The sequence below is a fragment of the Micromonospora sp. LZ34 genome (assembly GCF_052981855.1).
The window spans coordinates 36865-62757 of record NZ_JBRIQN010000040.1; the positions used below are offsets into that span (position 1 = coordinate 36865).

A 25893-nucleotide genomic window follows, 5' to 3' on the forward strand; every position below is an offset into this window, starting at 1 on the left:
TTTCTCCGGGTCTTCTCTCTCCGCTGCCGGATGCTGTCGAGTGGCAGGTCAGCCGGCGAGGATGTCGCGGACCATGGGGATCACCCTGGTGCCGTAGAACTCGACGGCCCGCAGCCGCGCACTGATCGGCTGGGCGCCCGCGGTGTAGATGAGGTCGAACCGGGAGACGCCCAGGGTGCTGACCGCTCGGGCGATCTTGCGGGCGACGGTCTCCGGGGAACCGATGTAGAGCGACCCCTGGTCGATCTCGGAGTCGAACTCCGCCCGTCGGATGGGCGGCCAGCCGCGGAGCGCGCCGATCCGGTCACGCATGATCCGGTAGTGCGGCCAGTAGATCTCCTTGGCCTCCTCGTCGGTGTCGGCGATGAAGCCCGGGGAGTGCATGCCGACCGGGTGCGCTGTCGTGCCGAACTGTGCGCTCGCGCGACGGTACAGGTCGATGTAGGGGGCGAAGCGTCCCGGTTGGCCGCCGATGATGGCGAGCATGAGCGGCAGGCCGTAGTGGGCGGTGCGGACGACCGACTGCGGCGTGCCGCCGACGCCCACCCAGGTGGTGAGGCGCCCCGACTCCGTCTTCGGGAAGACGTCGGCGTTCTCGAGCGGGGCGCGCTTGGTGCCGCTCCAGGTGACCGGCTTCTCGTCGAGCAGCTTGACGAACAGCTCGATCTTCTCCTCGAACAACACGTCGTAGTCGCTCAGGTCGTAGCCGAACAGGGGGAAGGACTCGGTGAACGAGCCACGGCCGAGGATGACCTCGGCACGGCCGTTCGACAACGCGTCCACGGTGGCGAAGCGCTGGAACACCCGGACCGGGTCGTCGGAGCTCAGCACCGTCACCCCGGAGGCGAGACGGATCCGTGAGGTGCGGGTGGCGATGCCGGCCAGCACGGTCTCCGGGGTCGAGACGGAGTACTCGGGCCGGTGGTGCTCGCCGAGGGCGATGACGTCGACGCCGACCTGCTCGGCCAGCACCGCTTCGTCGACGACCTGCCGGATCGCGGCGGCGTAGGAGACCGGCGCACCGGAGTCGTCCTGCGGGACGTCGCCGAAGGTGTCGAGTCCGAACTCGAGATCAGGCATGGCTGGCCTCCAGGGTGAGTAGCTCCCGGACGCGCGGGGCGACCTCGCGGCCGAGCAGTTCGATTGTGCGGGCGCGGGCCTCGCGGGGCAGGCGCATGATGTCGTACTTGAGGTCGAAGCGGCTCAGCCGCAGGTCGCGAGCCACGGTGGCGATCTTTTGCGCGACCGTCTCGGGCGATCCGACGAAGAGCGCCCCGCGGTCGAGCTCGGCCTCGTAGCGTTGCCGGGTGGGCGCGTAGAAGCCGCGCTCGGCAGCGGTGCGCGCCACGACCGGTTGCCAGTACCGCCACCAGGTCTCGACGGCCTCCTCGTCGGTGTCGGCGACGAGGCCGAGCGAGTGCTGCCCGATCGGCTGCGCGGGGTGCCCGAACTGCTTGAGCGCACGGAGATAGAGCTCCACGTTCCCGGCGAACCGCTGCGGGCGCCCACCGATGATCGCGTGCATGAGGGGAAGCCCGTACCGGGCGGCGCGGACCACCGACTGCGGACTGCCGCCCACCCCGATCCAGGTCGGGATGCCTCCCGGCCGCATCCGCGGGTGCAGCCGCTGCTCGACCAGCGGGCTCCGGACGGTACCCGACCAGGTGACCCGCTCCTCCCGCTGGAGCCGCGTGAACAGGTCGAGCTTCTCCTCGAACAACCGCTCGTAATCGGCCAGGTCGTAGCCGAACAGCGGGAACGACTCCGTCGCCGAGGCGCGCCCGAGGACGATCTGGGCGCGGCCGTTCGACACCGCGTCGAGAGTCGAGAACTCGTGGTAGAGCCGCACGGGGTCGTTCGTGCTCAGCACCGTGACGGAGGTGCCGAGGCCGATCCGCTCGGTCGCCGTCGCGATCGCGGCGAGCAGCACCGGTGTGGCGGCGTCGTTGTGGCCCTCGCGGTAGTGCTCACCCACGCTGAACACGTCCAGGCCGACCGACTCGGCGAGCCGCGCCTCCTCGACGATCAGCCGAACGGTCTCGGCGTCGGACAGGACGCGGTCACCGTCGGTGGCGACCTCACCGAACGAGTCGAGTCCCAGTTCGAAGGTTCCGGTGGTCATGACTACCTCCTGCGCCGGCCCTGGCGGTGCCGCGCACCGCCGCGTGGCCAGGCACTTGACGCGTCAATTATGTTCCGTCCTTGACCAGTCAAGCAATTGGCGAGGGCATGACGGACGACACACCAGGCGACGACTCAGGCGTCGGCGAACCACCTACTTGTAGAGCAACCTGCCCATCCGGCGCGAAGCCACCAGCAACCCGACGGCCATCACGGCGAGCAGGTAGAGCACGTCGGGCAGCCACGACCAGCCGGAGGTGCCGACGGTGACGCCCCGGATCAGGTGCACCGCCCGGTAGAGCGGGGTCACCTCGACCAGCCAGCGCAGCACCGACGGGTACGCCTCGGCCGGGACGAACGTGCCGGAGAAGAGGAAGAGGGTGAACTGCGCCGAGCCCATCAGGTCGAAATCCTGCCAACTGCGCATGAAGGTGGAGATCGCCATACCGAGCGCTCCGAAGGCGAAGCCGACCAGCACCGCGCCCGGGAACGCGACCAGCGCCCGCGCGGCGGTGGTGAGGTCCATCGCCACCATCACACCGAGGAAGGCGGCCGAGTAGGCGCTGCCCCGCAGCATCGCCCAGCCCAGCTCGCCGAGAGCGATCTCGAACGGCTGCACCGGGGTGGCGATCACCCCGTCGTACAGCTTCATGTACTTCATCTTCCCGAAGAAGTTGAAGGTGGTCTCGGCCAGCGCGCCGGTCATCGCGGACGAGGCGAGCATCGCCGGGGCCACGAACGCCGCGTACGAGACGACCTGCCCACCGGGCATGGTGAGGTCGCCGACCAGGGCGCCCACCCCGACCCCGATGGAGAGCAGGTAGAGCAGCGGCTCCACGAAGCCGGAGATGAGCAGCAGCCAGTAGACCGACTTGAGCGCCGCGACGTTGCGCTCGGCGACCGACACGGACCGCCGGGTGGCGGCGGAGACGTCGACCAGCCGGGGCAGCACGAGAGTGACCACGACAGCCTTCCTCAGACGACCAGCTTGCGGCGGAACGCGCGGTGGGCCAGCAGCCAGCCGCCGAGCGCCCAGGCCGCGAGGTAGAGCAGGTGGCCGGCGACCGACCACTGCGGAGCCACGCCCAGGGTCGCCGCCCGGCACAGGTCGACGCCGTGCCAGAGTGGGGTCGCGTACGCCACCCAGCGCAGCGCCTCGGGCAGCGACTCGACCGGGAAGAACACCCCGGCGAAGAGCGTCATCGGGATGACCGCGAAGCGGAACAGCATGGCCAGCCAACTGTCGGTGCCCACCGCCGACGCGTACGCGAAGGTCGGCGCGGCCACCGCCAGGCCGAGCAGCGCCGCCACCGCCGGCACGACCAGCGCCCAGGGCGAGCGCAGCGCCCCGAACAGGGCCGTCACCACCAGGAATGCGGCGATCGTGGTGAGCACCCGGAACAGCACGAAGGCCAGGTGGCCGGTGAGGATGTCGGCCACCCGCAGCGGTGCCGCGCTCTGCGCGAAGTAGGTCTTGATCCACTGGAAGTTGCTGAACACCGGCCAGGTCGACTCGCCGATGGCCACCTGCAGCGCGGTCGAGGCGATCAACCCCGGCACCAGCCAGTCGAGGTAGGGCACCCCGTCGACGCCCTGGTCGATGTAGGCCCCGACGCCGAGCCCGAAGCCGACCACGGTCAGCACCGGCAGCAGGAACGAGGAGAAGACCCCGGCCCGCCAGGTGCGCCGGTAGCCCACCAGGTAGTGCGCCAGCACCGCGAGCGCCGGCACCCGGGGCAGCGCCGGTCGCGCCCGCTCCCGCGCCTGTTGCGCCACGCTCACGTGATCACTCCCGTCGCCGCCGTCCACCCCGGCCTTCCTACCCCGGGGGTACGACAGGCCGTGGCCACCCTACGACCGGCGTCCGCGCGTGTCGTGGCAGTTTCCGCTCGGGGCGGGGTCCTCCGTTCCCTGGACAGGCTTAATCTACATAGGTAGCCTTGCCTCGTGGAGCCACTCGGACGCATCGGTGCGGCGACGGTCGACGTCCTGCGGGTGCTGGTCGACAGCGACCGGCCGCGCTGGGGGCTGGAGATCATCAAGGCCACCGGGCGCCCGTCCGGCAGCGTCTACCCGCTGCTGGAACGGTTGGAGCGCAACGGCTGGGTCACCTCGCACTGGGAGGACGAGACCGACCGCCGTGGCCCACGACGGCGGATGTACCAACTCACCGCCGACGGCGCGCCGGCCGCCCGCCGGGTCTGCGCCCAGGCCGCCGCCCGGGCGGCGAACCACCGCCCGGCCCGCCTGCGGGAGGCGCGATGACGCCCGTCCGGGCCGCGCTCCTCCTCGTGCGCTGCGCCGCGGCGCTGCTCCCCGGCGCCTCCCGCGCCCGTCATCTCGAACAGTGGCAGGCGGACGTGTACGGCGCCGCCGAACTCGGCATGTCCCCCCTGCGGCTCGCCGCGGGCACCCTCGGCGCCGCCGTCCGGATCGCCGCCACCAGCCCGAAAGGACCTCCGGCCATGCAGCCCATCGGCCCGCTCGCCCTCGCCCTGAAGCTGATCGGCGGCACGCACGCCCGCCGTCGCGCCGCCACTCTCGCCGCCGTGTTCACCGCGACCCTGCTGGCCGGCGTCGGGCTGCTCATCGCCGGCTGACCGGCGACCGCTCCGCCGCCGGCCGCCCGGACCAGCACCCGGAGTGCGGAGTGAGCACGGCGAGGTGACGTCCTCCAGGCTGGCTGCTTCGGAGTGACAGGTGGCCGTGGTGGGCGAGCTACCGCCGGGCGACGCGGGAGACGAACGCCCGCCACGCGGCGGGGTCGAAGGTGAGGGCCGGGCCGCCCGGGTCCTTGGAATCGCGTACGGCCACCACGCCGGGCAGGTTGTCGGCCACCTCCACGCAGTTGCCGCCGCTGCCGTTGCTGCGGGTGCTCTTGCGCCACCGGGCGCCGCTCAGGTCCATGTCTCCGCCACTTCCGCCATCAGGTCGAGGGACTGCTGCTGCGATAGTGCCTCACCGCGGATCGACTCCCACACCTCGACCATCTGCCGCACGTACTCCGCACGGTCGATCACCTGGCCGTGGCGCTGCCCCTCCAGGTAGACGACGTCCTCCCCGGCGGGCGAGGTGGCGATCACGAAGGGGCCGTCGAGCCCAGCGTACGCCCCGGCGGAGAGCGGCACGACCTGGATCCGGACCCGGGGCAATGCCGAGCAGACCTTCACCAGGTGCCGCAACTGCTCGCGCATCACCTCCGGCCCGCCGACGCGACGGCGCAGCACGTACTCGTCGACGACGGCGGTGAGCAGCGGCGGCCGGTCGCGGGTGAGCACCCCCTGCCGGTCGAGCCGGGTCGCCACCTGCTGCTCGATCTCGTCCGCCGCGAACAGCCCGGCGCCGACCAGGATGGCCCGGGCATAGCCCTCGGTCTGCAACAGGCCCGGCACATAGAGCGGCTCAAACGATCGCAGCGCTGTGGCCTCCTGCTCGATGCCGGCCCAGTCGCGGAACCAGGGCACCACGGTCTCCCGGCTGATCCGTCGCTGGATGCGCTCGAACCGTCCGTCCGCCCCGAACACGGTGTCGCACCGGCGGGCGAAGTCGAGGCTCGGCCGGCGCTCGCACGTCTCCACCTTGGCGACCAGGGCGCCCGAATAGCTCAGCGCCTCGGCCAGCGCGGTCTGGGACATACCACTGGTGACCCGGACGAGCCGCAACTCCTCCGCGAAGTGGTCCAACATGGACGAGCGTTCCACGGACAGCCTCCGTACATCCTCGTACCGCCAGGGACCGGCCGCCATACGCCCTGATAGTCGGCGCGCGGGACCTCCCACCGTAGTCGGGTCCTCACCAGACTGTCACGCAGCGGAACCGCTCACGGGATCGGACGGCGGGCGGAACCAGGCCGGGGGCGCCCGGCGACAACGAGGTCCGGGGCGCCCCTCCCCACCTCGACGGAGGCTCCCCATGCGACTCAGGTTCTGGCGCTGCCGGCGCCCGACGCCACCCGCCGCGCTCCCCCGGCGTACGCCCAACGCACGCCCGGCGTGGGCGACCGCGCCGACGGAGGTCTTCCCGACCGACGGCCCGGGACGCCCGGGGCGGCTGACCCGGGCGCAGGAATGGCGTGCGAACGGCGGCCACTGGCTGCCGTCGCCGCGCCGGGCCGGGGAGCGCACGCGCTGATGCCGCGCTACCGCCCGCACGTCGCGGCGCGCCCGTCCTGGCGCTGCCGGGTCTGCGGCGCCGCGTGGCCCTGCTCCCCGGCCCGGCTGGCGCTGCTCGGCGAGTACCGCGAGAACCGGACGGGCCTGCTGATCTACCTCGGCACGCTGATGCACGAGGCCATGACCGACCTCGCCGTGCTGCACGGGCAGAACGCGCCGGAGGGGATGGCCGAACGCTTCCTGACCTGGGCAAGGGCCCGTTGACCAGCAGCCGATCGGCTCGGCCCGGCCAGTGCCGGCGCGCACATCGCGGCTGGTTTGCTGTTGGCCGGCTGCTGCCAGTTGGACGGCGGTGTAGACCATTTCGAGGATGCCAAGCGTGTGAGAGACATGACCAACGAAGTTGCCGATCAGGCGTCGAGCAACGCCAGCTATGCGAGCTTCGTCGCGGAAGCGTGGCCCCGTCACCTGCAGTTCGCCACGTTGCTCATCGGTGACCGGCAACGGGCTGAGGATCTGCTGCAGGAATGTCTGGTCAAGCTGTATGTCCGCTGGCGGAAGGTTGGCCACGGCGACCCGCACGCGTATCTGCGCCGGATGTTGATCAACGGGAACGTCAGCTGGTGGCGGCGTTTCCGTCGGGAGACGCTGACGGCGGAACTGCCCGACCGGGTCGACCCGCACGCGGGGTTGGACGGGGCGCGCCAGGACCTACGCGATGCCCTGATGACGCTGTCGCGCCAACAGCGGGCGGTGATCGTGCTGCGGTACTACGTCGACCTGACCGAGCGGCAAGTGGCCGCCGAGCTGGGTTGTTCGGTCAGCGCGGTCAAGACGCAGCACAGCCGCGCCATGGCGAAGCTGCGTGACCTCATTTCCCATCCCCGCGCAACCACCTTGGAGGCAGTGAAGTGAACATCGACGAGAGGGACCTCTCCATCGCACTTCGAGATCTGGCCGACGCACAGCCGCCGAACGAGGCGCCGACCGCCGACCTGATCACCCGGGGCCGGCGGGCGCGACGGAGCCGGACGGTGGCTATCACCGGCGGTGCGCTCGCGCTCCTCGGGGTCGTGGCCGTAGCCACCGTGGGCCTGATCGGTCCGGGCGGCGATCCGGCCAGCACCGCTGCTCAGCCGGGCCCCGCCGCCGCCGTGAGCCCGGAACTCCGGCTGGCCGCGGCGGCACAGGCAACCGCGAAGAGCAGCTTCCGGTTCCGCGTCTCCACCAGCCGCAACTGGGTCGACGTCGGCAAGCCGGGTTCCGCCAAGGAGTCCTTCGAAGGGGAATTCGATCCGAACGGGCCCACCGGGCGGGTGACCAGAACGTCCAAGGGGCGGGTCTGGCCCGACGGGGAGGAGCGGATCGTTGACGGCGATCTCTACCGCTCGAAGGGCGGCCGCTGGCGAAACTACGGTAAGCCAGCCATCTTCCGCAGCCTCCACCACATCTACGTCCCCTTCGCCGACCCGGCCACCACGGTCAATCCGGCGTCCCAGCTCGAGGCCCTGAGAAGCGTTGGCACGGTCACCGCGCTCGGCACGGCTGGTAGCGGCGAATCGGCCGTCGAACGCTACGCGTTCAGCTACGTCAGCACGCCCAGCGACGCGGACCTGCCGAAGAAGATTCCGGGCGAGGGGTTCATCGAGATCGGCGTGAACTCGCAGAAGATCACCAAGATCTCCTTCAGCACGACCATCGAATATCCGAACCATCACGGGGGTGACCAGCCGAGCTACCACGAGGAGATGGAGGTGACCTGGCTGTACTGGGACTACGGGCTCGACGTCGACGTCCAGGTCCCTCCCGTCGCCCGCTGACCGAGTTCGACAGGTCAGATCAGGCCCGGGTGTCCGGCCGGCCCCGCGGCAACCCCCGTCGGCAGGACGGGGGTTGCCGTGATCCTTGCTCCCACCGTTCACGGGCGCCCCGCCGACGGAGGTCCTCCCTACCGACGGCCCGATCGGTCAGGTCGGGTGGCACCGCTTGGCCGGGACGCGGGCCGCTCAGCCGCGGAACGCGCGGAGCAGCGACCGGAGCGCGTAGCCGAGCAGCAGCACGCCGGCGCCGGCGCCCACCACCAGGCCCGCCGACACCCCGGTGGCCAGCCCGGTCACCAGGCCGGCAAGCGCCACCGCGCACATCGCCACGCCGAGCGGTCGCAGCAGCGGGTCGCCCAGCAGCGGGGCGAGTGGGAAGAAGTGCAGCCCCACCACGGCGCAGACCAGCGCCGGGACGAACTCGGACCAGCCGGCGGCGGCCAGCGCCACGGCGCCGAGGCCGGCGAGCGCGAACTCGGCGACGACGATCAGGAGGTAGCGCCGGTCCCCCGCGCGGTCGCGCGGCCCGGCGTGCGTGCCCCGGGACCGGGCCGTGACGATTCCGCCGCCGATCGCGGTGAGCAGCGCCGCCAGGCTGCCGGCCACCAGCACGCCGCGCAGCGGCTGCGCCGCGGCCGGCACGCTGAACCAGACGGTGGCGAAGATGCCCAGGTAGAGCGCCCCCAGCCCGTCCTGCCGCCGTAACCGAACCTCCACCGCAGACACCGGCACCCCCGTTCGTCGGCCCGGGCCACCGGCGGCCGGGCGTCCGGCCGATGCTACGGACACGGGGCCGCCCGGCGGCGCGGGCCTCAGTCGACCAGCGTGCGCCCGGTCAGGTGCAGGAAGACGTCCTCCAGGCTGCTGCGCCGGACCAGCACGTTGGCCGGGGTGAGCCCGAGGGAGTTGACCTCGGCCACCGCCGCGTCGCCGTCGGGGACGTAGAGCAGGATGCGGTCGGGCAGCACCTCGACCCGCTCCGCCAGCCCGTCGACCTTGCCGGCGAACGCCTCCTGCGACTCGGCGGCGAAGCGCAGCTCGACCACCTCACGGGTGGAGTGCCGCTCGATCAGCTCACGCGGCGAGCCCTCGGCGACGATCCGCCCGCCGTCCATCACCACCAGGCGGTCGCAGAGCTGCTCGGCCTCGTCCATGTAGTGCGTGGTGAGCACCAGCGTGACGCCCTGCTGCTTGAGCCGGAACAGCCGCTCCCAGACCAGGTGCCGGGCCTGCGGGTCGAGGCCGGTGGTCGGCTCGTCGAGCAGCACGATCTCGGGCTCGTTGACCAGGGCGCGGGCGATGGTCAGCCGGCGCTTCATGCCGCCGGAGAGCGGCTCGACCTTGCTGTCGGCACGCTCGCTGAGCTGAACGAAGTCGAGCAGCTCGGCGGCGCGGGCCCGGGCCACCCGGCGGGAGATGCCGAAGTAGCGGGCGTAGGTGGTGAGGTTTTCCCGGACCGTGAGCTCCGGATCCAGATTGTCGAGCTGGGGGCAGACGCCGAGGCGGGCCCGGATCGCCGGGCCGTCGCGGACCGGATCCATGCCGAGGATGCGCAGCTCGCCACCGCTGGGCGGGGAGATGCAGCCGACCATCCGCATGGTGGAGGACTTGCCGGCGCCGTTGGGCCCGAGGAAGCCGAACGCCTCGCCGGGACGCACCTCGACGTCGATGCCGTCGACGGCGGTGAAGTCGCCGAACCGCTTCACCAGCCCCCGCGCCTGGATGAGTGGTTGAGCCGTGGTCACCGCCCGACCCTAGCCGCCGGGTCCGACACCGCCACCCGATTTACCCGCGCCGCCGGCGGTGTGCGCCGACGACACGCGGCGAAGGATCATCGATGCCCCGTCCCTTCGTTGATCGACGTGTATCGTCCCATCGTGTCGCCAACCCGTTCCCCCGACGGTTCGCCGCCACCCCCGCGGCCGGCCGATCCGGCCGGCGCCGCCGCGCCGGCCGCGCCCGGCCCACCGCCCCGGCCGGCCGAGCCGCCTGCCACGGAGACCGTGCCCGCCGGCGCCGCGGCCCGCGCCGAACGCCCAGACAGCGACCCCGCCGGAGCCGAGCCCGCCGGCGGCCCGAACGGCGACACCACCGGCACCGACGCGGGCGGCGGCCCTGCCGCGCGACCGGACGGTGAGGCGGGCGGAGCCGGCGGGGTGGAGGCCCGCGCCGACGCCGGGACACCGGACCTGGCCGCCCGCTTCGAGGACGAGAAGCCGGGGCGGATCCTCGGCGGACCGGCCGGCCTGCTGCTCGCCGGCGCGGCGCTCGCGGTCGCCGTGCTCGCCCTCTGGCAGGTGTTCCGGCCGCTGCCGCAGGGCAGCAAGTACTACCTGATCGTCTTCCTGGCCGGCGTGCTGCCGCTGGTCTTCCTCGCCTACCCGGCCGACCTGCCACTGCCGGCCCGGCTCCGGCGCGCGATCCGGCCCGGCCGGTCGGTCGCGGACGGACCGGACGGACCGGTCCGGCCGGCGGGCGGCGCGCGGCCGACGCTGCCGGACTGGGCGCTGGCCGCGCTGGCCCTGGTCGCCTGCCTCTACCCCGTGCTGCCGGTCCGCCTCGGCTCCGGCGGCGGCGGGTACAACGCCTTCCTCGACCGGCAGGGCCTGCTCGTGCCGCTGGACCTGGTCATGGGCACGGTGCTGCTCCTGCTGCTGCTGGAGGCGTGCCGGCGGACCACCGGCTGGATCCTGCCCGCGGTCTGCCTGCTCTTCCTCGGCTACGGCTACTACGGCGGGCTGCTGCCGCAGTCCTGGCCGGTCGCCCACGCCGGGCTCGACTTCAGCCAACTGGTGGACGCGTTCTACAACTCCGACAGCGGCTTCTACGGCACCCCGCTCGACGTGGCCGCCTCGTACATCGTGCTCTTCACCATCTACGGCGCGGTGCTCGACCTCTCCGGCGCGGGGCGGTTCTTCGTGGACCTCTCCACCGCGGCGTTCCGCCGGTCGCGGACGGCCGCCGGGCGGACGGCGGTCGCCTCCGGTTTCCTGCTCGGCACCGTCTCCGGCTCGGGGGCCGCGACCACGGTGAGCATCGGCGCGGTGACCTGGCCGATCCTGCGGCGGGCCGGCTACCCGCCGGAGCGGGCCGGCGGCATGCTCGCGGCGGCCGGGGTGGGCGCCATCCTCTCGCCGCCGACGCTGGGTGCGGCGGCGTTCATCATCGCCGAGTACCTCGGCGTGTCGTACCTGCAGGTGCTCGGCTGGGCGACCGTGCCGACCGTCCTGTACTACCTCGGCATCCTGCTGGCCGTGGAGATCGACGCCCGCCGCTCCGGGGTGCGTCCGGTGCGGATCGACGCCGCCTCGCCGTGGCGGCTGCTCGGCCGGTTCGGCTACCACTTCGCCTCGCTGGTGGCCATCGTCGTGCTGCTCGCCGTCGGCGTCTCCGCCACCCGGGCGGTGGTGCTCGCCACCGTGCTGGCCGCCGCGCTGTCCTTCCTGGACCGTGGCCACCGGCTCACCCCGGCCCGGCTCGGCGCCGCCCTGGTCGGTGGCGTACGCGGGGTGCTCGCGGTGACCGCGGTCTGCGCCGCCGCCGGCATCATCACCGCCACCACCACCAAGACCGGCCTCGGGCCGCAGGCGGCGGCGCTGCTGGTGAGCGGCGCGCAGGTGGTCGCCTCGGACCCGACCCTGGTGCTGGCGCTCACCGCGGTGCTCGCCGCCGTCGCGCTCAGCCTGCTCGGCCTGGCCGTGCCGGTCACCGCCTCGTTCGTGATCGGCTGGGTGATCATCGGACCGGCGCTGCTCGACCTCGGCGTGGCGACGCCGGCCGTGGCGATGTTCGTCTTCTACTTCGCGGTGCTGTCCGAGGTCTCCCCGCCGACCGCGCTCGCGGCCGTCGCGGCCGCCGCGGTCACCGGGGGCCGGCTGGTGCCGACCATGTGGCAGACCCTGCGCTACGCGCTGCCGGCCTACCTGACGCCGATCGCCTTCGTGCTCACCCCGGCCGGGCTCGGGCTGCTCGGCATCGGCGGCGCGCGCCGGATCGCGGTCGCCGGCGTGGTCGTCGCGCTCAGCGTCGCCGTGCTGGCCGTCGCGGCGGGCGGCTGGCTGCCCGGCGTCGGCCCGGCCGGCGTCCCGGAGCGCGTCCTCGGCGCGGCGGCCGGGGTGACCCTGCTCTGGCTCGAACCCGTGCCGGTGGCGGTCGGCGTCGCGCTGGCCGCGGTGGCGGCCACGGGCGTGCTGGTACGACGCGGAACCGCCGGCCGGGCCGCTGGGCCGCGCGCCGGAACACCGGAGGTCAGGGAGGTATGACAGTGAGCGGGAACAGGGTTCGACTGGTGGCGGGCGTGAGCGTGCTCGCCCTCGCCGCGGCGGCCGTCGCGGGCTGCGGCGGCCGGCAGGGCGGCGCGGCGAAGGACGACACCGCCAGCGAGGTCACCTGCGAGGTGACCGCAGACACCCGGGTCGGCATCGCGACCGGGAACGCGACCGGCGTCTACTACGTGGTCGGCAACGCCCTCGCCGGCCAGCTCTCCGGGGCCACCGGCGGGAAGCTGACCGGCACCGCCGCCGAGACCGGCGCGTCCGTGCAGAACATCGAGCAGCTGGTCGCCGGCCAGTACGACGTCGCCTTCTCACTCTTCGACACCGCGGTCAACGCGGTGCAGGGCAAGGAGAACTTCACCGCCCCGCAGCCGGTCGAGGCGCTCGCCCGGATCTACGACAACTACACCCAGGTCGTGGTGCGGGCCGACGCCGGCATCGCCTCGGTGGCGGACATGCGGGGCAAGCGGATCTCCACCGGCTCCCCCAAGTCGGGCACCGAGGTGATCGCCAACCGGCTGCTCACGGCCGCCGGCCTGGACCCGGCCAAGGACGTCCAGGCGCAGCGGCTCGACCTCGCCAAGACCGTGCAGGGCGTCAAGGACGGCACCATCGACGGCTTCTTCTGGTCCGGCGGGGTGCCCACCGGAGGGCTGACCGACCTCTTCACCACCGCCGGTGACCAGGTGACGTTCCTCGACATCACGCCACTGCTGCCGAAGATGGCCGAGCTGAACCCCGCCTACCAGGCCGGCACGATCGGCAAGGACGTGTACCGGACGGCGGCGGACACGCCGACCATCGTGGTGCCGAACGTGCTGCTGGTGCGCAAGGACCTGGACGCGAACGTCGCCTGCGCGATCACCAGGACGGTGTTCGACCGCAAGGACGCGCTGGCTCAGGCGAACCCGGCGGCGAAGGGCATCAGCCTGGAGACCGCCCGCCGGACCGACCCCGTACCGCTGCACCGCGGCGCGGACAAGGCGCTGGGGGACCTCGGCGCCCGCTGACCCTCAGCCGCCGGGCCCGGTGCCGCATCCAGCCGGGCCCGGCGGCGCCGGACGGCCGGGACCGGTCAGCCGTCGGTGGGTGCGGTGGCGGCGCGGGCGGCGGCGACCAGCCGGTCGGTCTCGGCGAGCACCGCGTCGTCGTCGACCGGGGTGCCGGGGTCGAACCGGACCGTCCAGGTCAGGCCGTCCACGCCGGGCACCCGGCGGGCGGCGACCCGGCCGGCGCCGCCGGGCACCGGGTGGTGCTGGGTGTACGCCACCGAACGGGTCACCCGGGCGCGCACCTGGTGCGGCAGCTCCCCCGGATCCAGCAGCAGGTAGGTCTCGGCCGGGCAGTCGGCGACCACCAGGTAGCCGTCGCGCTCGGCGACCCGCTCGGCCGGCGTGACGGTCAGCTCGCGGCCGGACCAGACCGCCTTGAGGATGTCGTGCCAGCCCAGCCGGTGCCCCCGGCCGGGCAGCCAGAGCCCGAGGTTGCTGGCCACCACCACCCCGTCGCCCTCGCCGTTGCCGGCGGCGGCCCAGGCCAGCATCCGCTCGTCGGCGGCCAGCGGCGGGCGGGCGGCGGCCGGCAGCTTCGGCTTCCGGTTGAACAGTCCCATCACAGCCCTCCCGCGGCCTGCTCGCGCAGCGCCCGGGCGTGCTGCTCCAGCGAGAGCAGCTCGCCGAAGAGCGCGAAGTACTCGTCCTTGTTGTTGACCGGGTTGATCCGCTGGATCCGGGACTTCAGCTCCCTGATCCGGGCGGTCACCGACCCCCACTGCAACCGGGCCATGGTGACCGAGACGTAGCGGGGATCCGGCTCGCCGTCGATCCGCAGCGGCTCCACCGCCAGCTCGCCGACGAGCGCCTGGGCGGCGAGGTCCTCGCAGGCGTCGCGGACCGACTCGATCCAGACCGCGCCGCCGGTCGCCGCCGCGGCCCCACCGGCCGCCGCCACGGCGGCGCGGACCGCCGCGTGCACCGGCTGGCGGTACTCCGCCGCCTCGACCGCGTCGAACATCGGCCCGGCCAGCACCGGCTCCTGGAGGGCGAGCTTGAGCGCCTCGCGCTCCACCATCGACTGCGGACTGTCCACGGCCGGCTCGGGCCGGGCGGGCCGGGACGGCGCGGCCGCCCGGCCAGGCTGGCCGGGCTGACCGGAGGCGGCGGCCAGCACGGCCCGCTGCACCGGCTCGATCTCCATGCCGAGGTCGCCGGCGAGCTTGCGGACGTACTCCGGGCGCTTCTCCCGGTCCTTGATCTTGGCGACCAGCGGGGCGGCCCGGCGCATCGCCTCCACCCGGCCGTCGACGGTGTCCAGGTCGTACCGGTTGATCACGTGGCGCAGCGCGAAGTCGACCAGCGGCTCGCGGCGGGCGACCAGGTCGCGCACCGCCAGGTCGCCCTTGGCCAGCCGCAGGTCGCACGGGTCCATGTTGTCCGGGCTGACCGCGATGAAGGTACGCCCGACGAAGCGCTGGTCGTCCTCGAACGCCCGCAGTGCCGCCTTCTGCCCGGCCGCGTCACCGTCGAAGGTGAAGATGATCTCGCCGGCCACCGCGTCGGTGTCCAGCAGCAGCCGGCGCAGCACCCCGATGTGGTCGGCGCCGAACGCGGTGCCGCAGGTCGCCACGGCGGTGGGCACCCCGGCGAGGTGGCAGGCCATCACGTCGGTGTAGCCCTCGACGACGACCACCTTGCCCTGCTTGGCGATCTCCCGCTTGGCCTGGTCGATGCCGTAGAGGACGTGCGACTTCTTGTAGATCGGCGTCTCGGGGGTGTTCAGGTATTTCGGGCCGTCGTCGTCGTCGAAGAGCTTGCGGGCGCCGAAGCCGATCACGTCGCCGGTGAGGTCCCGGATCGGCCACATCAGCCGGCGGCGGAACCGGTCGATCAGCGAGCCGGAGCGCGACGGCCGGGACAGCCCGGCGGTGACCAGCTCGTCGTGGCTGAAGCCCTGCTGGCGCAGGTGCTTGGTGAGCAGGTCCCAGGCGTCGGGGGCGAATCCGCACCCGTACCGCTCGGCGGCGGCCTTGTCGAAGCCGCGGCGGGCGAGGAACTCCCGGGCCGGCCGGGCCGCGGCGGTGCCGAGCTGGGCCCGGTAGAACTCGACGGCGGCGGCGTGCGCGGCGACCAGGCGCTGCTTCTGCCCGTGCTGCGGGCGGGCGGCCCGGGGCGCGGCCGAGTCGGTCTCGACGTAGCGCAACTGGATGCCGGCGCGGGCGGCGAGCCGCTCGACCGCCTCGACGAAGCTCAGGTGCTCGGCGTCCATCAGGAACTTGATCGCATCGCCGCCGGCTCCGCAGCCGAAGCAGTACCAGACGTTGCGGGCCGGCGAGACGTTGAACGAGGGGCTCTTCTCGTCGTGGAAGGGGCAGAGGCCCTTGAGGTTGCCACCGCCGGCCGACTTCAGGGTGACCGTCTCGGAGATCACGTCCGCGATCGAGGTGCGCTCCCGGACCAGCGCGATGTCCTCGTCCCGGATCCGCCCAGCCATGTCCGCCACCCCCTCGGCGTACATCCTGCCCTGCCGGGCCGACGCTCCGCCGCCGGGGGACGCCCCGGTGTGGCGCCCACCGCCACGCCGCTCCGGACGACGACGCCGGGCGGCCGGCCCGGCCGGGGGCGCCGGCCGCCCGTCACCGGGGGCGGCGGCGCAGGTAGCGCCGCACCGGCGGCGGGTCCTCCTCCTGGTACGACCGGGCGGCCCGGATCGCGGCGGCCAGGCCGTAGCGGCGGTTGCGGGCCGGCGGATTGACCGCCGGGTCGCGGGACATGTCCCTGACCAGACCGGCGGCCAGGCCCAGCATCACCACCACGAACGGCAGCGCCACCATGATCGTCGCCTGTTGCAGGGCGTCCAGTCCGCCGACCAGCAGCAGCACCGCGGCCACCGCGCCGATCAGCACCCCCCAGACGACGACCAGGGCGCGGTGCGGGCGCAGCGAACCCCGCGAGGACAGCGAACCGAGCACCAGTGCCGCCGAATCGGCGCCGGTGACGAAGAAGAGGGCGACCAGCACCATCGCCACCACCGTGGTCAGCCCCGCCAGCGGCAGCGCCTCCAGCAGGCCGAAGAGCGCGCGTTCCGTGCCCTGGCCGACGTCGGCGACCAGGTCCCGGGCACCGGTGGCCTGCACTCGCAGGGCGCTGCCGCCCATCACCGCGAACCAGATCACGCTGGCCCCGCTGGGCACCAGCAGCACCCCCGCGACGAACTGACGCACCGTACGCCCCCGGGAGATCCGGGAGATGAAGATGCCGACGAACGGCGCCCAGGAGATCCACCAGGCCCAGTAGAAGATCGTCCAGGAGCCGAGCCAGGCCGGATCGGAGAAGGCGCCGGTGCGGGTCGACATGGTGACCAGATTGCTGAGGTAGTCGCCGACGGATGCCGGCAGCACCTCCAGCGTGTAGATCGTCGGTCCGGCGACGAACACGAAGACCATCAGCGCCACGGCCAGCACCACGTTGGTGGTGGAGAGCCACTTGATGCCCTTGTGCAGTCCGGAGAAGGCAGAGATCACGAAGGCCAGCGTGAGCGCGGCGATCACCAGCAGTTCCACCGCGACGGTGTCCGGCGCGGGAGTCACCAGGTCCAGTCCGGCGGCGACCTGGAGCGCGCCGAGACCGAGGCTGGTCGCCGAGCCGAAGACGGTGGCGAAGACAGCCAACAGGTCGATGCCGCGCCCGATCGGGCCCTCGGTCCGGGTGCCGAGCAGCGGCTGGAAAGCGGCCGAGAGCCGGTTCTCGCGCCCCTTACGGAACGTCGAGTACGCCAGCGCGAGCGCCACCACGGCATAGATCGCCCACGGATGCAGCGTCCAGTGGAAGAGGGTGTACCGCATGGCCGCCGCACCGGCCGCCCCGGTGTTCGGCTCGATCCCGGTGGCCGGCGGCGGGGCGGCGTAGTGCTCGATGGGCTCGGCGACGGCGTAGAAGATCAGCCCGATGCCCATCCCGGTGCTGAACATCATCGACACCCAGGCCAGGGTGCTGAACTCCGGCTCGTCGTCGTCGGCGCCGAGTCGGATCCGCCCGAACTTCGTCGCCGCGATCACCAGCGAGAGCACCAGGAAGGCGTCGGCGGCCACCACGAAGAACCAGCCGAACGTGCTGATCACCCAGGCCAGGCCGGACTCGCCGAAGTCGGCCAGCGAGTTCTGGGCCAGCGTGCCCCAGGCCAGCACGGCCAGCACCCCGCCGACGCCGAGCGCCAGCACCGTCCGGTCGACGGAACCCGGTCGCACCGGCTCCTGCTGCTCGGTCATCTGCACCCCCGTCCCATCCTGCTGAGGAACGGGGGCGGCCGGTGGTTATCGCGGGAACGTCAGCCCCGTGACAGCGCCGGACGAGGGCGGGAGTGGCCCCGGGGCCGGCGGGCGAGGCGGTGGCCCGCCCGCGGCCGTGGGCGGGCGGCGGGGCGGTCAGGCGGCGACGGCTGCCGACTCCTCCGCCTCGACCTGGCGGTTCCACTCGGGCTTGGTGGAACGCCAGCCCTCGTCGTCCATGCCGCGGCGCCAGTAGCCGGAGATGGAGAGCCGCTCCCGGGCGACGCCCCGCTCCACCCGGAGCAGCCGGCGCAGCTGCTTGACCCAGGTCGCCTCGCCGTGCACGAAGGCGTGCACGTCGCCCGGCGGGAACTCCAGCGCGCGGACCGCGGCCACTAGCGCCTCGCCGACCGGCCGGTCGCCGCGGTGCAGCCAGCTCAGCCGCACCGCGCCGGGGCTGAGCAGCCGCTGCTCGTCGGCCGGGTCGGCGATCTCGACCAGCGCGACGGCCGGGGCGCCGACGGGCAGCCGCTCCAGCGCGGCGGCGATCGCCGGCAACGCGCTCTCGTCGCCGACCAGCAGGTGCCAGTCGGCGTCCGGGCTCGGGGCGTACGCGCCGCCGGGGCCGACGAAGCGCACCGGGTCGCCGGGGCGCAGCCCGGCCGCCCACGGGCCGGCCAGCCCCTCGTCGCCGTGGTGCACCACGTCGACGGTCAGTTCGCCGGCGAGCGGGTCCCAGGCCCGCACCGTGTACGCGCGCAGCCGGGGCCACTGCTCGCGGGGCAGGTCACGACGGATCGCGGCCAGGTCCACCGGGTCCGGGTGGTCGACCCCGGGCACCGGAAACAGGATCTTGATGTAGTGGTCGGTGAACTCGCCCACCGGCAGGCCGGCCAGCTCCTCGCCGCCGAGCACCAGCCGGATCAGGTGCGGGGTGGGCCGCGCGGTGCGCAGTACCCGGGCGGTGGTGACCTTCTTGGCGCGCTCCGTCATACCAGTTAGGTTAGCCTAAGTTGATGACGCCCCCGATCGGGGCACCACCACCCACCAGCCGCGCGTGCCAGGCCACCGCCGCCGGGTCGGTGAGGGAGGCCACCTGGTCGACCACCACCCGCAGCCGGGCGGGGTCGTCCGGGGCGGCCCGCCAGAGCGGCGCGAAGACCGGGTCGAGCGCGTCCGGCGCCCGGTCGGCCAGCACGGCCACGAGATCGGCGACGATCTCGCGCTGCTGCTCGTACCGGCTCCGCGCGCCCGGACGGCGCAGCACGTACCGCAGCGCGATGCCCTTGAGAAGTGCGCACCGGGCCCGGATCGAGCGCGGCACCACCAGGTCGGCGGCGTACCGCCGGTGCGGGCCGGCGCCGAACCGCTGCTGGGTGGCGGCCACCGCGGCGGAGACGAAGCGGCCGGTCAGCACGCTGGTGGTGGCCTTCAGCGCGGCCTGCGCCCGGTGGCTGCCGTCGTATCCGGCGAGCGGGGCGAGCACCGGGTCGGCGAGCAGGTCGACCAGCACCTCCCCGAGGTCGCCCGGGGACTCGCCGGAGTAGGTGGCGGCGACGTCGGCGCAGAGGGCGGCCCGCTCGTCGGCATCGGTCAGCAGGGGGTGCAGCGTGACGTAGCCGCCGTGGATGCCGTCCTCCACGTCGTGCACCGAGTAGGCCACGTCGTCGGCCCAGTCCATCACCTGGGCCTCCAGGCAGCGCCGGTCGTCGCCCGGGCCGCCCGCGCGCAGCCAGGCGAAGACCGGCAGGTCGTCGGCGTACACCCCGAACTTGCGCTGCCCGGGACGGCGCGGCCAGGGATACTTGGCGACCGCGTCGAGCGACGCCCGGGTCAGGTTGAGCCCGGCGGAGGAGCCGTCCGGGGCCAGCACCTTGGCCTCCAGCCGGGTCAGCACGCGCAGCGTCTGCGCGTTGCCCTCGAAGCCGCCGCAGGTCGCGGCGAGCTGGTCCAGCGCGGCCTCGCCGTTGTGCCCGAACGGCGGGTGGCCGAGGTCGTGGGCCAGCCCGGCGGTGTCCACCACGTCCGGGTCGCAGCCCAGCCGGGCGCCCATCTCGCGGGCGATCTGGGCGACCTCCAGCGAGTGGGTGAGCCGGGTGCGCAGGAAATCGTCGGTGCCGGCCGTGTGCACCTGGGTCTTCGCGGCGAGCCGCCGGAACGCCGCCGAGTGCAGCACCCGGGCCCGGTCCCGCTCGTACGGCGACCGGCCGTAGCCGGAGTCCTTCGGCGGCTCCTCGACCCGGCGCCGGGCGTCGGGCGGATCGTCCGCACCGGGCCGGCCGGGCCCGGGCCGGCCGCTCAACCGGCCACCGGCCTAGTCACGCTGCCGGAGCACGCAGAACTCGTTGCCCTCCGGGTCGGCGAGCACGGTCCACCCGACGTCGCCCTGCCCGACGTCCACGTGCCGGGCACCCATGTCCACCAGGCGTTCGACCTCGGCCTCCTGGTCGCTGGGGCGCAGGTCGAGGTGCAGCCGGTTCTTGCCCTCCTTGCCGTCGGGCACCGACACGAACACGATGCCGGGCAGCCGGTCGGCGGACTGGCGGATCTCCACCTCGTCCGGCTTCTCGGTGACCACCTGATAGCCCAGCGCCTCGGCCCACCAATGGGCCAGACGGGCCGGGTCCCGGGCATCGACGGTCAGGCTCTCCCAGGCGCTGCTCATGTCGATCAGGGTACGCCCGGACGGCCGCCACGGCGCGCCCGCGACGTGCCGTCCGGACGCCCACAACCCCCGATCAGACGAGAGTTGCCGGCCGATCGCCGACGGTCACGGGATCGCGGGACAGCGGTGCGCATCGGTAGCGTCACGGATGCGGAACGTGACCGACCTGGCGCCGAAACCCGCCCGGCGGCGGGCCCGGGAACCGGGTCCGCCGCCGGGGGCGTACGGATCGAGGGTCAGCGGCTGTCGGAGCCGGCGGTCTCGACCACGGCCCGGCCGGCCTCCAGCCGGGCGACCGGCACCCGGAACGGCGAGCAGGAGACGTAGTCCAGCCCGACCTCGTGGAAGAAGTGCACCGACTCCGGGTCGCCGCCGTGCTCGCCGCAGACGCCGAGCTTCAGCCCCGGGCGAGCCGCCCGGCCCTCCTCGGCGGCGATCCGGACCAGCCGGCCCACGCCCTCCCGGTCGATCGACTCGAACGGCGAGATGCCGAAGATGCCGAGCTCCAGGTAGCGCCAGAAGAACGCGCCCTCGACGTCGTCGCGGGAGAAGCCCCACGCCATCTGGGTCAGGTCGTTGGTGCCGAAGGAGAAGAACTCGGCCGCCTCGGCGATCTGCCCGGCGGTCAGCGCCGCCCGGGGCACCTCGATCATCGTGCCGATCAGCACCTCGACGCCGCTGTCCCCGACCACGTCGGCGATGATCTTCTCGGCCTCGGCGCGGACCGTCTCCAGCTCCTGCACCGCGCCGACCAGCGGCACCATGATCTCCGGCTTGGCCACCGCGCCGTCGCGGGTGACGGCGACCGCCGCCTCCGCGATGGCCCGGACCTGCATGGCGAAGAGGCCGGGGATGACCAGGCCGAGGCGTACGCCACGCAGACCCAGCATCGGGTTCTCCTCGTGCATCCGCCGGACGGCGGCGAGCAGCGCCTCCTCCTTGGCCACGTCCTCGCCGCGCTCCTGGGCGACCGCGACGTTGACCGCGAGCTGCTCCAGCGGCGGCAGGAACTCGTGCAGCGGCGGGTCGATCAGCCGGACGGTGACCGGCAGCCCGTCCATCTCCCGGAAGATCTCCACGAAGTCGGCGCGCTGCAACGGCAGCAGCGCGGCGAGCGCCTCGTCCCGCTCGTCGTCGGTGCGGGCCAGGATCAACCGCTCGACCAGCTCACGGCGGTCGCCGAGGAACATGTGCTCGGTCCGACAGAGGCCGATGCCCTGGGCGCCGAACCGCCGGGCCCGGGCCGCGTCCGCGCCGGTGTCGGCGTTCGTGCGGACCGCCAGCCGCCGCTTGCCGTCGGCGTGCGTCATGATCCGGTGTACGGCCCGGACCAGCGCGTTGTCGATGTGCTCCGGGTCGAGGCTGCCCTCGAAGTACTGCACCACCTCCGAGGGCATGGCCGGCACCTCGCCGAGGTAGACCTTGCCGGTGGTGCCGTCGATGGAGACCACGTCTCCCTCGTTGACCGTCTGCCCGGCGACGCTGAACCTCCGCTGGGGGATGTCGATGTCGAGCTCGTCGGCGCCGGAGACGCAGGTCTTGCCCATCCCCCGGGCCACCACCGCCGCGTGGCTGGTCTTGCCGCCCCGCGAGGTGAGGATGCCCTTCGCGGCGATCATGCCGTTGAGGTCGTCCGGGTTGGTCTCCCGGCGGACCAGGATCACGTCCTCGCCCTCGGCGGCCAGCTCGACCGCCCGGGCGGAGGTGAAGACCACCTTGCCGACCGCGGCGCCGGGGGACGCGCCGATGCCCTTGGCGACCGGCTGGAACTCGTGGTCCAGCTTGAACCGGGGAAACATCAGCTGGGCGAGCTGCGCCCCGTTGACCCGGTGCAGCGCCTCGTCCAGGTCGATCAGGCACTCGTCGACGAGCTGGCCGGCGATCACGAAGGCCGCCGCCGCGGTGCGCTTGCCGACCCGGGTCTGGAGCATCCAGAGCTTGCCGCGCTCGATGGTGAACTCGATGTCGCAGAGGTCCTTGTAGTGCCCCTCCAGCCGGGCCATGTAGTCGAGCAGTTCGTCGTAGGACTTCTTGTCGATCCGCTCCAGCTCCTGCAACGGCACGGTGTTGCGGATACCGGCCACCACGTCCTCGCCCTGGGCGTTGGCCAGGTAGTCGCCGTAGATGCCCTGCGCGCCACTGGCCGGGTCCCGGGTGAAGGCGACGCCGGTGCCCGAGTCGGGGCCGAGGTTGCCGAAGACCATCGACACCACGTTCACCGCGGTGCCCAGGTCGGCGGGGATGCGCTCCTGCCGGCGGTAGAGCACCGCCCGCTCGGCGTTCCAGGATTCGAAGACCGCGCGGATGGCCAGGTCGAGCTGCTCGCGCGGCTCCTGCGGGAACTCCCGCCCGGTGTGCTTGCTGAAGATCTTCTTGTACGCGTCGACCAGCCCGCGCAGGTCGTCCGCGTCCAGGTCCAGGTCGTTGGTGGTGCCCTTGGCCCGCTTGGCGTCGTCGAGCGCGTGCTCGAACTCCTCGCCCGGCACGTCGCAGACGGTCTTGCCGAACATCTGGATCAGGCGACGGTAGGAGTCCCAGGCGAAGCGGTCGTTGCCGCCGGCCTGGGCGGAGAGGCCCACCACGCTCTGGTCGTTGAGGCCGACGTTGAGGACGGTCTCCATCATGCCGGGCATGGAGAACTTGGCGCCGGAGCGGACGGAGACCAGCAGCGGGTCCTGCGGGTCGCCGAGCCGCCGGCCCATCGCCCGCTCCAGCGACCCCAGGTGGGCGGCGATCTCGTCGGCCAGCCCGGCCGGCTCCGATCCGGTGGCCAGGTAGGCCTTGCACGCCTCGGTGGTGATGGTGAAGCCGGGTGGAACGGGCAGGCCGAGGTTGCTCATCTCGGCCAGGTTGGCCCCCTTGCCGCCGAGCAGGTCCTTCATGTCCTTGTTGCCCTCGGCGAAGTCGTAGACGTACTTGTGTTCCGCCGTATCTTGCGCTGCCACCAGAGCCTCCCACGCGCGCCGGTCCGACACTTAACGAAGGTTCAGTTGCTCCCATACCCCGGGGCCGGGCACCGGTAATCCCGGTGCCGCGCCGGTCGGTGGGCGAAGGTTAAGCGAACATCGGGTGGGCTGGGACCGTTCGGTGACAATAGGCACAGCCATCACGACTATCCGCGTTCGTGCCGGTTTCTGGGAACGCTTCCACGAGCACGATCACGCAATTCCGGCCTCCCTCGTACCCTTGATGGCACGCGTTTCGGTGAACTTCACCTTTGCCATAACCGCCGCAAATACACCCCCGGAGCCGCCGCCGTGTCGTCTCTCCCCTCCGCCGCCGACCAGAACCGCCCGCCGCTGCGCGAGCCGGCCGCCGCCGACCAGGACCAGCTGCCGCTGCGCCAGCCGGCCGCCGCCGACCTGGCGCGCACCGCCGCCCGTACCGCCGGCGACCTGCTCGCCCCGCCGGCCCCGGTCCGCCTCGGCGACGTGGTGCCGGCCCCCGAGCAGGTCCGCCCCGACCCCGACGCCGATCACGTGCTGGCCCCCGACGCGGTGATCCGGGTCAGCGCCGACCCGGCGGCGCTGGCCGTCGCCGAGCAGCTCGCCGCGCTGCTGCGCCCGGCCACCGGTTACCCGCTGCCGGTCACCGACTCCACCCACCCGGAGCCGGCCGGCGGCATCGCGCTGGTGCTGGTCGACGACGACACGCTCGGGCCGGAGGGCTACCACCTCGACGTGGCCCGGGCCGGGGTGCGGATCGCCGCGACCGGGCCGGCCGGGCTGCTGCACGGCGTGCAGACGCTGCGCCAGCTGCTGCCACCGGCCGTCGAGAGCCGCACCCCGGTCGCCGAGCGCTGGGCGCTGCCCGGCGGTTCGATCACCGACCGGCCGCGCTTCGCGTACCGGGGCGCGATGCTCGACGTGGCCCGGCACTTCTTCTCCGTCGAGGACGTGTTGCGGGTGGTCGACCACCTGTCCCGGTACAAGCTCAACCACCTGCACCTGCACCTCACCGATGACCAGGGCTGGCGGATCGCGGTCGAGTCGTGGCCGCGGCTGGCCACCGTGGGCGGGGTCGGCGAGGTCGGCGACGGCCCCGGCGGGCACTACACCCGCGCCGACTACCGGCGGATCGTCGCCTACGCGGCCGAGCGGCACATCACCGTGGTGCCGGAGATCGACCTGCCCGGGCACACCAACGCCGCGCTGGTCGCGTACCCGGAGCTGGCGCCCGCGGGGATGACGCCCGCCCCGTACACCGGCACCGAGGTCGGCTTCAGCTACGTCGACCCGGCCAACGAGCGGACGTACGACTTCGTCGCCGACGTGCTCGCCGAGGTCGCCGCGCTCACCCCCGGTCCGTGGCTGCACATCGGCGGCGACGAGGCGTTCAAGGTGAAGGGGGAGGCGTACACCGGCTTCGTCGAGCGGGTGCAGCAGATCGTCGCGGGCCTCGGCAAGAGCCTCGTCGGCTGGCACCAGATCGCCCCGGCCGGGCACGCCGACGGCCGGGTGCTCCACTGGTGGGGCACCGACGGCGACGACCTGACGACGGCCGAGGCGGTGGGCCGCGGCGCGCTGCTCATCCTCTCCCCCGGCAACCACGCCTACCTGGACATGAAGTACGCCCCGGACACCCCGATCGGGCACGACTGGGCCGGCCTCATCGACGTCCGGCGGGCGTACGAGTGGGATCCGGCGACGCACGTGACGGGTGTGCCGGCGGCGGCGGTGCTGGGCGTCGAGGCGCCGCTCTGGACCGAGTCGGTCACCTCGCGGGCGGAGATCGAGTTCATGTTCTTCCCCCGGCTGCCCGCCCTCGCCGAACTGGCCTGGTCACCGCGCGCCACGCACGACTGGGACCGGTTCCGCGATCGGCTGGCCGGGCACGGTCCGCGCTGGACCGCCGCCGGCATCACCTTCCACCGCTCGCCGGAGGTGCCCTGGCCGGCGGAGGCTCCGGTTCCCGCGGGTCCGGCACCCGCGATCCCGGCCCAGCGCGGTGCCGAGGAGGATCCCGCGGCCGCCCCGTCCGCCTGACCCAGGCGCCTCCGCGGGCTGGCTGTCCGGGTCCGGGCCGGTGCCGGCCCACAGGTGCGCCCGGCCCCTGGGCCGCGCCGTCTCCGCCCGGACGCCCGGTCACCGGCGAGATGTCCGGTTCAGCGTGTCCCGGCCGTGTCCGACCGTCCGGTTCGGCGCCGGCTGTCCCGTGGTCGGGCCCACCCTGGTCGCGGAATCGCCGGCCGGGCCGGGTGGTTGAACATGGCATACCCGCGCCGCCCTTCCGGCGCCAGCACGCGGGAACGACCTTCCTTTCCACGGCGCACCGCACCCCCCTCACGGCGTGTGTCGTGTCCCCCGATCGAAAGGTTCTGATCATCATGCGTACCGACATCCTGCAGAAGACCGCGCTGACCGTTGCCGGCCTCGCCGTCACCGGCGGCGCCATCGCCCTCCCCTTCGCCGCCGCTGCCGAGCGGCCCTCGGCGTCGGTGCAGGCCGACCGCAAGCACGGCGAGCGGGAACTGGGCGTCCGCTACGAGGCCCAGCCGAACTTCTACTACTGCGGCCCCGCCGCCACCCGCAACGCGCTGAGCGTGCAGGGCAAGGACATCGACGTCGACGCCATGGCCGAGCAGATGGGCACCACCGAGGCCGGCACCGACTCGATCAACGACATCACCCCGGTCCTG

Annotated in this window: 24 protein-coding genes; 9 read left to right on the forward strand and 15 right to left on the reverse strand. The window is 73.2% G+C overall.

Features of this window, described 5'->3' with window-relative positions; translation table 11 throughout:
- Nucleotides 1-48 precede the first annotated feature (48 nt).
- The 4 genes from ACVCAH_RS29610 to ACVCAH_RS29625 all read right to left on the reverse strand — a co-directional run bounded on the left by ACVCAH_RS29610 (nucleotide 49) and on the right by ACVCAH_RS29625 (nucleotide 3897).
- The gene (locus ACVCAH_RS29610; RefSeq protein ID WP_447139521.1) at nucleotides 49-1080 is read right to left on the reverse strand and encodes an LLM class flavin-dependent oxidoreductase; all 1032 of its coding nucleotides are present in this window, start codon (nucleotides 1078-1080) and stop codon (nucleotides 49-51) included.
- Nucleotides 1073-2122: an LLM class flavin-dependent oxidoreductase gene (locus ACVCAH_RS29615; RefSeq protein ID WP_447139522.1), complete on the reverse strand. Its 1050-nt coding sequence runs from the start codon at nucleotides 2120-2122 to the stop codon at nucleotides 1073-1075. Before ACVCAH_RS29615 ends, ACVCAH_RS29610 begins: the two co-directional genes overlap by 8 nt.
- 153 nt (nucleotides 2123-2275) lie before the next feature.
- Complete coding sequence (locus ACVCAH_RS29620; RefSeq protein ID WP_447139523.1) at nucleotides 2276-3085, reverse strand: ABC transporter permease; 810 nt, start codon at nucleotides 3083-3085, stop codon at nucleotides 2276-2278.
- A gap of 11 nt (nucleotides 3086-3096) precedes the next feature.
- Complete coding sequence (locus ACVCAH_RS29625) at nucleotides 3097-3897, reverse strand: ABC transporter permease (protein ID WP_447139544.1); 801 nt, start codon at nucleotides 3895-3897, stop codon at nucleotides 3097-3099.
- A gap of 171 nt (nucleotides 3898-4068) precedes the next feature.
- On the opposite strand from ACVCAH_RS29625, the gene ACVCAH_RS29630 reads away from it, so the two are divergent.
- Both ACVCAH_RS29630 and ACVCAH_RS29635 read left to right on the forward strand, forming a co-directional pair.
- Nucleotides 4069-4386 carry a PadR family transcriptional regulator gene (locus ACVCAH_RS29630; protein ID WP_447139524.1) on the forward strand — a complete coding sequence of 106 codons (318 nt, stop codon included), beginning with the start codon at nucleotides 4069-4071 and terminating at the stop codon, nucleotides 4384-4386.
- On the forward strand, nucleotides 4383-4721 hold the full coding sequence (locus ACVCAH_RS29635) for a hypothetical protein (protein ID WP_447139525.1): 339 nt from the start codon (nucleotides 4383-4385) through the stop codon (nucleotides 4719-4721). The genes ACVCAH_RS29630 and ACVCAH_RS29635 overlap by 4 nt, the downstream gene beginning before the upstream one ends.
- Before the next feature lie 118 nt (nucleotides 4722-4839).
- On the opposite strand, the gene ACVCAH_RS29640 is transcribed toward ACVCAH_RS29635, so the two are convergent.
- Nucleotides 4840-5028: a DUF397 domain-containing protein gene (locus ACVCAH_RS29640; RefSeq protein ID WP_447139526.1), complete on the reverse strand. Its 189-nt coding sequence runs from the start codon at nucleotides 5026-5028 to the stop codon at nucleotides 4840-4842.
- A complete protein-coding gene (locus ACVCAH_RS29645) occupies nucleotides 5019-5822 on the reverse strand; it encodes a helix-turn-helix domain-containing protein (RefSeq protein WP_447139527.1) in 804 nt (267 codons plus the stop codon). The genes ACVCAH_RS29640 and ACVCAH_RS29645 overlap by 10 nt, the downstream gene beginning before the upstream one ends.
- Before the next feature lie 429 nt (nucleotides 5823-6251).
- On the opposite strand from ACVCAH_RS29645, the gene ACVCAH_RS29650 reads away from it, so the two are divergent.
- The 3 genes from ACVCAH_RS29650 (at nucleotide 6252) to ACVCAH_RS29660 (ending at nucleotide 8053) form a co-directional block, all read left to right on the forward strand.
- Complete coding sequence (locus ACVCAH_RS29650) at nucleotides 6252-6497, forward strand: flavin reductase (protein WP_447139528.1); 246 nt, start codon at nucleotides 6252-6254, stop codon at nucleotides 6495-6497.
- Between the two features lie 126 nt (nucleotides 6498-6623).
- Nucleotides 6624-7148: a SigE family RNA polymerase sigma factor gene (locus ACVCAH_RS29655; protein ID WP_447139529.1), complete on the forward strand. Its 525-nt coding sequence runs from the start codon at nucleotides 6624-6626 to the stop codon at nucleotides 7146-7148.
- On the forward strand, nucleotides 7145-8053 hold the full coding sequence (locus ACVCAH_RS29660; protein WP_447139530.1) for a hypothetical protein: 909 nt from the start codon (nucleotides 7145-7147) through the stop codon (nucleotides 8051-8053). Before ACVCAH_RS29655 ends, ACVCAH_RS29660 begins: the two co-directional genes overlap by 4 nt.
- Nucleotides 8054-8239: 186 nt before the next feature.
- Here the strand turns inward: ACVCAH_RS29660 and ACVCAH_RS29665 are convergent, their stop codons facing one another.
- Nucleotides 8240-8770 (reverse strand): hypothetical protein, encoded by a 531-nt coding sequence (locus ACVCAH_RS29665; protein WP_447139531.1) that lies wholly within the window; start codon nucleotides 8768-8770, stop codon nucleotides 8240-8242.
- A gap of 95 nt (nucleotides 8771-8865) precedes the next feature.
- Nucleotides 8866-9798, reverse strand: coding sequence for an ABC transporter ATP-binding protein (locus ACVCAH_RS29670; protein WP_447139532.1), 933 nt, complete (start codon nucleotides 9796-9798; stop codon nucleotides 8866-8868).
- A 411-nt stretch (nucleotides 9799-10209) separates the two neighbouring features.
- On the opposite strand from ACVCAH_RS29670, the gene ACVCAH_RS29675 reads away from it, so the two are divergent.
- On the forward strand, nucleotides 10210-12315 hold the full coding sequence (locus ACVCAH_RS29675; RefSeq protein WP_447139545.1) for a TRAP transporter permease: 2106 nt from the start codon (nucleotides 10210-10212) through the stop codon (nucleotides 12313-12315).
- Nucleotides 12312-13337: a TAXI family TRAP transporter solute-binding subunit gene (locus ACVCAH_RS29680; protein WP_447139533.1), complete on the forward strand. Its 1026-nt coding sequence runs from the start codon at nucleotides 12312-12314 to the stop codon at nucleotides 13335-13337. Before ACVCAH_RS29675 ends, ACVCAH_RS29680 begins: the two co-directional genes overlap by 4 nt.
- Nucleotides 13338-13402: 65 nt before the next feature.
- On the opposite strand, the gene ACVCAH_RS29685 is transcribed toward ACVCAH_RS29680, so the two are convergent.
- The 7 genes from ACVCAH_RS29685 to ppdK all read right to left on the reverse strand — a co-directional run bounded on the left by ACVCAH_RS29685 (nucleotide 13403) and on the right by ppdK (nucleotide 23200).
- Nucleotides 13403-13939: a hypothetical protein gene (locus ACVCAH_RS29685; RefSeq protein ID WP_447139534.1), complete on the reverse strand. Its 537-nt coding sequence runs from the start codon at nucleotides 13937-13939 to the stop codon at nucleotides 13403-13405.
- Nucleotides 13939-15840 carry a DNA primase gene (gene dnaG, locus ACVCAH_RS29690; RefSeq protein ID WP_447139535.1) on the reverse strand — a complete coding sequence of 634 codons (1902 nt, stop codon included), beginning with the start codon at nucleotides 15838-15840 and terminating at the stop codon, nucleotides 13939-13941. The genes ACVCAH_RS29685 and dnaG overlap by 1 nt, the downstream gene beginning before the upstream one ends.
- A gap of 118 nt (nucleotides 15841-15958) precedes the next feature.
- A complete protein-coding gene (locus ACVCAH_RS29695; RefSeq protein WP_447139536.1) occupies nucleotides 15959-17590 on the reverse strand; it encodes a BCCT family transporter in 1632 nt (543 codons plus the stop codon).
- A gap of 156 nt (nucleotides 17591-17746) precedes the next feature.
- On the reverse strand, nucleotides 17747-18583 hold the full coding sequence (locus ACVCAH_RS29700; RefSeq protein ID WP_447139537.1) for a siderophore-interacting protein: 837 nt from the start codon (nucleotides 18581-18583) through the stop codon (nucleotides 17747-17749).
- Between the two features lie 10 nt (nucleotides 18584-18593).
- Nucleotides 18594-19892 (reverse strand): deoxyguanosinetriphosphate triphosphohydrolase, encoded by a 1299-nt coding sequence (locus ACVCAH_RS29705; protein WP_447139538.1) that lies wholly within the window; start codon nucleotides 19890-19892, stop codon nucleotides 18594-18596.
- A 12-nt stretch (nucleotides 19893-19904) separates the two neighbouring features.
- A complete protein-coding gene (locus tag ACVCAH_RS29710; protein ID WP_447139539.1) occupies nucleotides 19905-20255 on the reverse strand; it encodes a VOC family protein in 351 nt (116 codons plus the stop codon).
- 236 nt (nucleotides 20256-20491) lie between these two features.
- Entirely contained in the window at nucleotides 20492-23200 is a 2709-nt protein-coding gene (gene ppdK / locus ACVCAH_RS29715; protein WP_447139540.1) for a pyruvate, phosphate dikinase, read from the reverse strand.
- A 312-nt stretch (nucleotides 23201-23512) separates the two neighbouring features.
- Here ppdK and ACVCAH_RS29720 point away from each other — a divergent pair, with 312 nt between their 5' ends.
- Both ACVCAH_RS29720 and ACVCAH_RS29725 read left to right on the forward strand, forming a co-directional pair.
- Nucleotides 23513-25240 carry a beta-N-acetylhexosaminidase gene (locus ACVCAH_RS29720; RefSeq protein ID WP_447139541.1) on the forward strand — a complete coding sequence of 576 codons (1728 nt, stop codon included), beginning with the start codon at nucleotides 23513-23515 and terminating at the stop codon, nucleotides 25238-25240.
- Nucleotides 25241-25581: 341 nt separating this feature from the next.
- Nucleotides 25582-25893: C39 family peptidase (locus tag ACVCAH_RS29725; protein ID WP_447139542.1), on the forward strand; the 312-nt coding region annotated here is incomplete at its 3' end.

Excerpts from the sequence above, each read along its gene's own strand:
- ACVCAH_RS29610 (WP_447139521.1), bottom strand. The coding sequence starts at position 1,080 with ATGCCTGATCTCGAGTTCGGACTCGACACCTTCGGCGACGTCCCGCAG.
- ACVCAH_RS29615 (WP_447139522.1), bottom strand. The coding sequence starts at position 2,122 with ATGACCACCGGAACCTTCGAACTGGGACTCGACTCGTTCGGTGAGGTC.
- ACVCAH_RS29635 (WP_447139525.1), top strand. The coding sequence starts at position 4,383 with ATGACGCCCGTCCGGGCCGCGCTCCTCCTCGTGCGCTGCGCCGCGGCG.
- ACVCAH_RS29640 (WP_447139526.1), bottom strand. The coding sequence starts at position 5,028 with ATGGACCTGAGCGGCGCCCGGTGGCGCAAGAGCACCCGCAGCAACGGC.
- ACVCAH_RS29650 (WP_447139528.1), top strand. The coding sequence starts at position 6,252 with ATGCCGCGCTACCGCCCGCACGTCGCGGCGCGCCCGTCCTGGCGCTGC.
- ACVCAH_RS29655 (WP_447139529.1), top strand. The coding sequence starts at position 6,624 with ATGACCAACGAAGTTGCCGATCAGGCGTCGAGCAACGCCAGCTATGCG.
- ACVCAH_RS29680 (WP_447139533.1), top strand. The coding sequence starts at position 12,312 with ATGACAGTGAGCGGGAACAGGGTTCGACTGGTGGCGGGCGTGAGCGTG.
- ACVCAH_RS29685 (WP_447139534.1), bottom strand. The coding sequence starts at position 13,939 with ATGGGACTGTTCAACCGGAAGCCGAAGCTGCCGGCCGCCGCCCGCCCG.
- dnaG (WP_447139535.1), bottom strand. The coding sequence starts at position 15,840 with ATGTACGCCGAGGGGGTGGCGGACATGGCTGGGCGGATCCGGGACGAG.
- ACVCAH_RS29695 (WP_447139536.1), bottom strand. The coding sequence starts at position 17,590 with ATGACCGAGCAGCAGGAGCCGGTGCGACCGGGTTCCGTCGACCGGACG.
- ACVCAH_RS29700 (WP_447139537.1), bottom strand. The coding sequence starts at position 18,583 with ATGACGGAGCGCGCCAAGAAGGTCACCACCGCCCGGGTACTGCGCACC.
- ACVCAH_RS29710 (WP_447139539.1), bottom strand. The coding sequence starts at position 20,255 with ATGAGCAGCGCCTGGGAGAGCCTGACCGTCGATGCCCGGGACCCGGCC.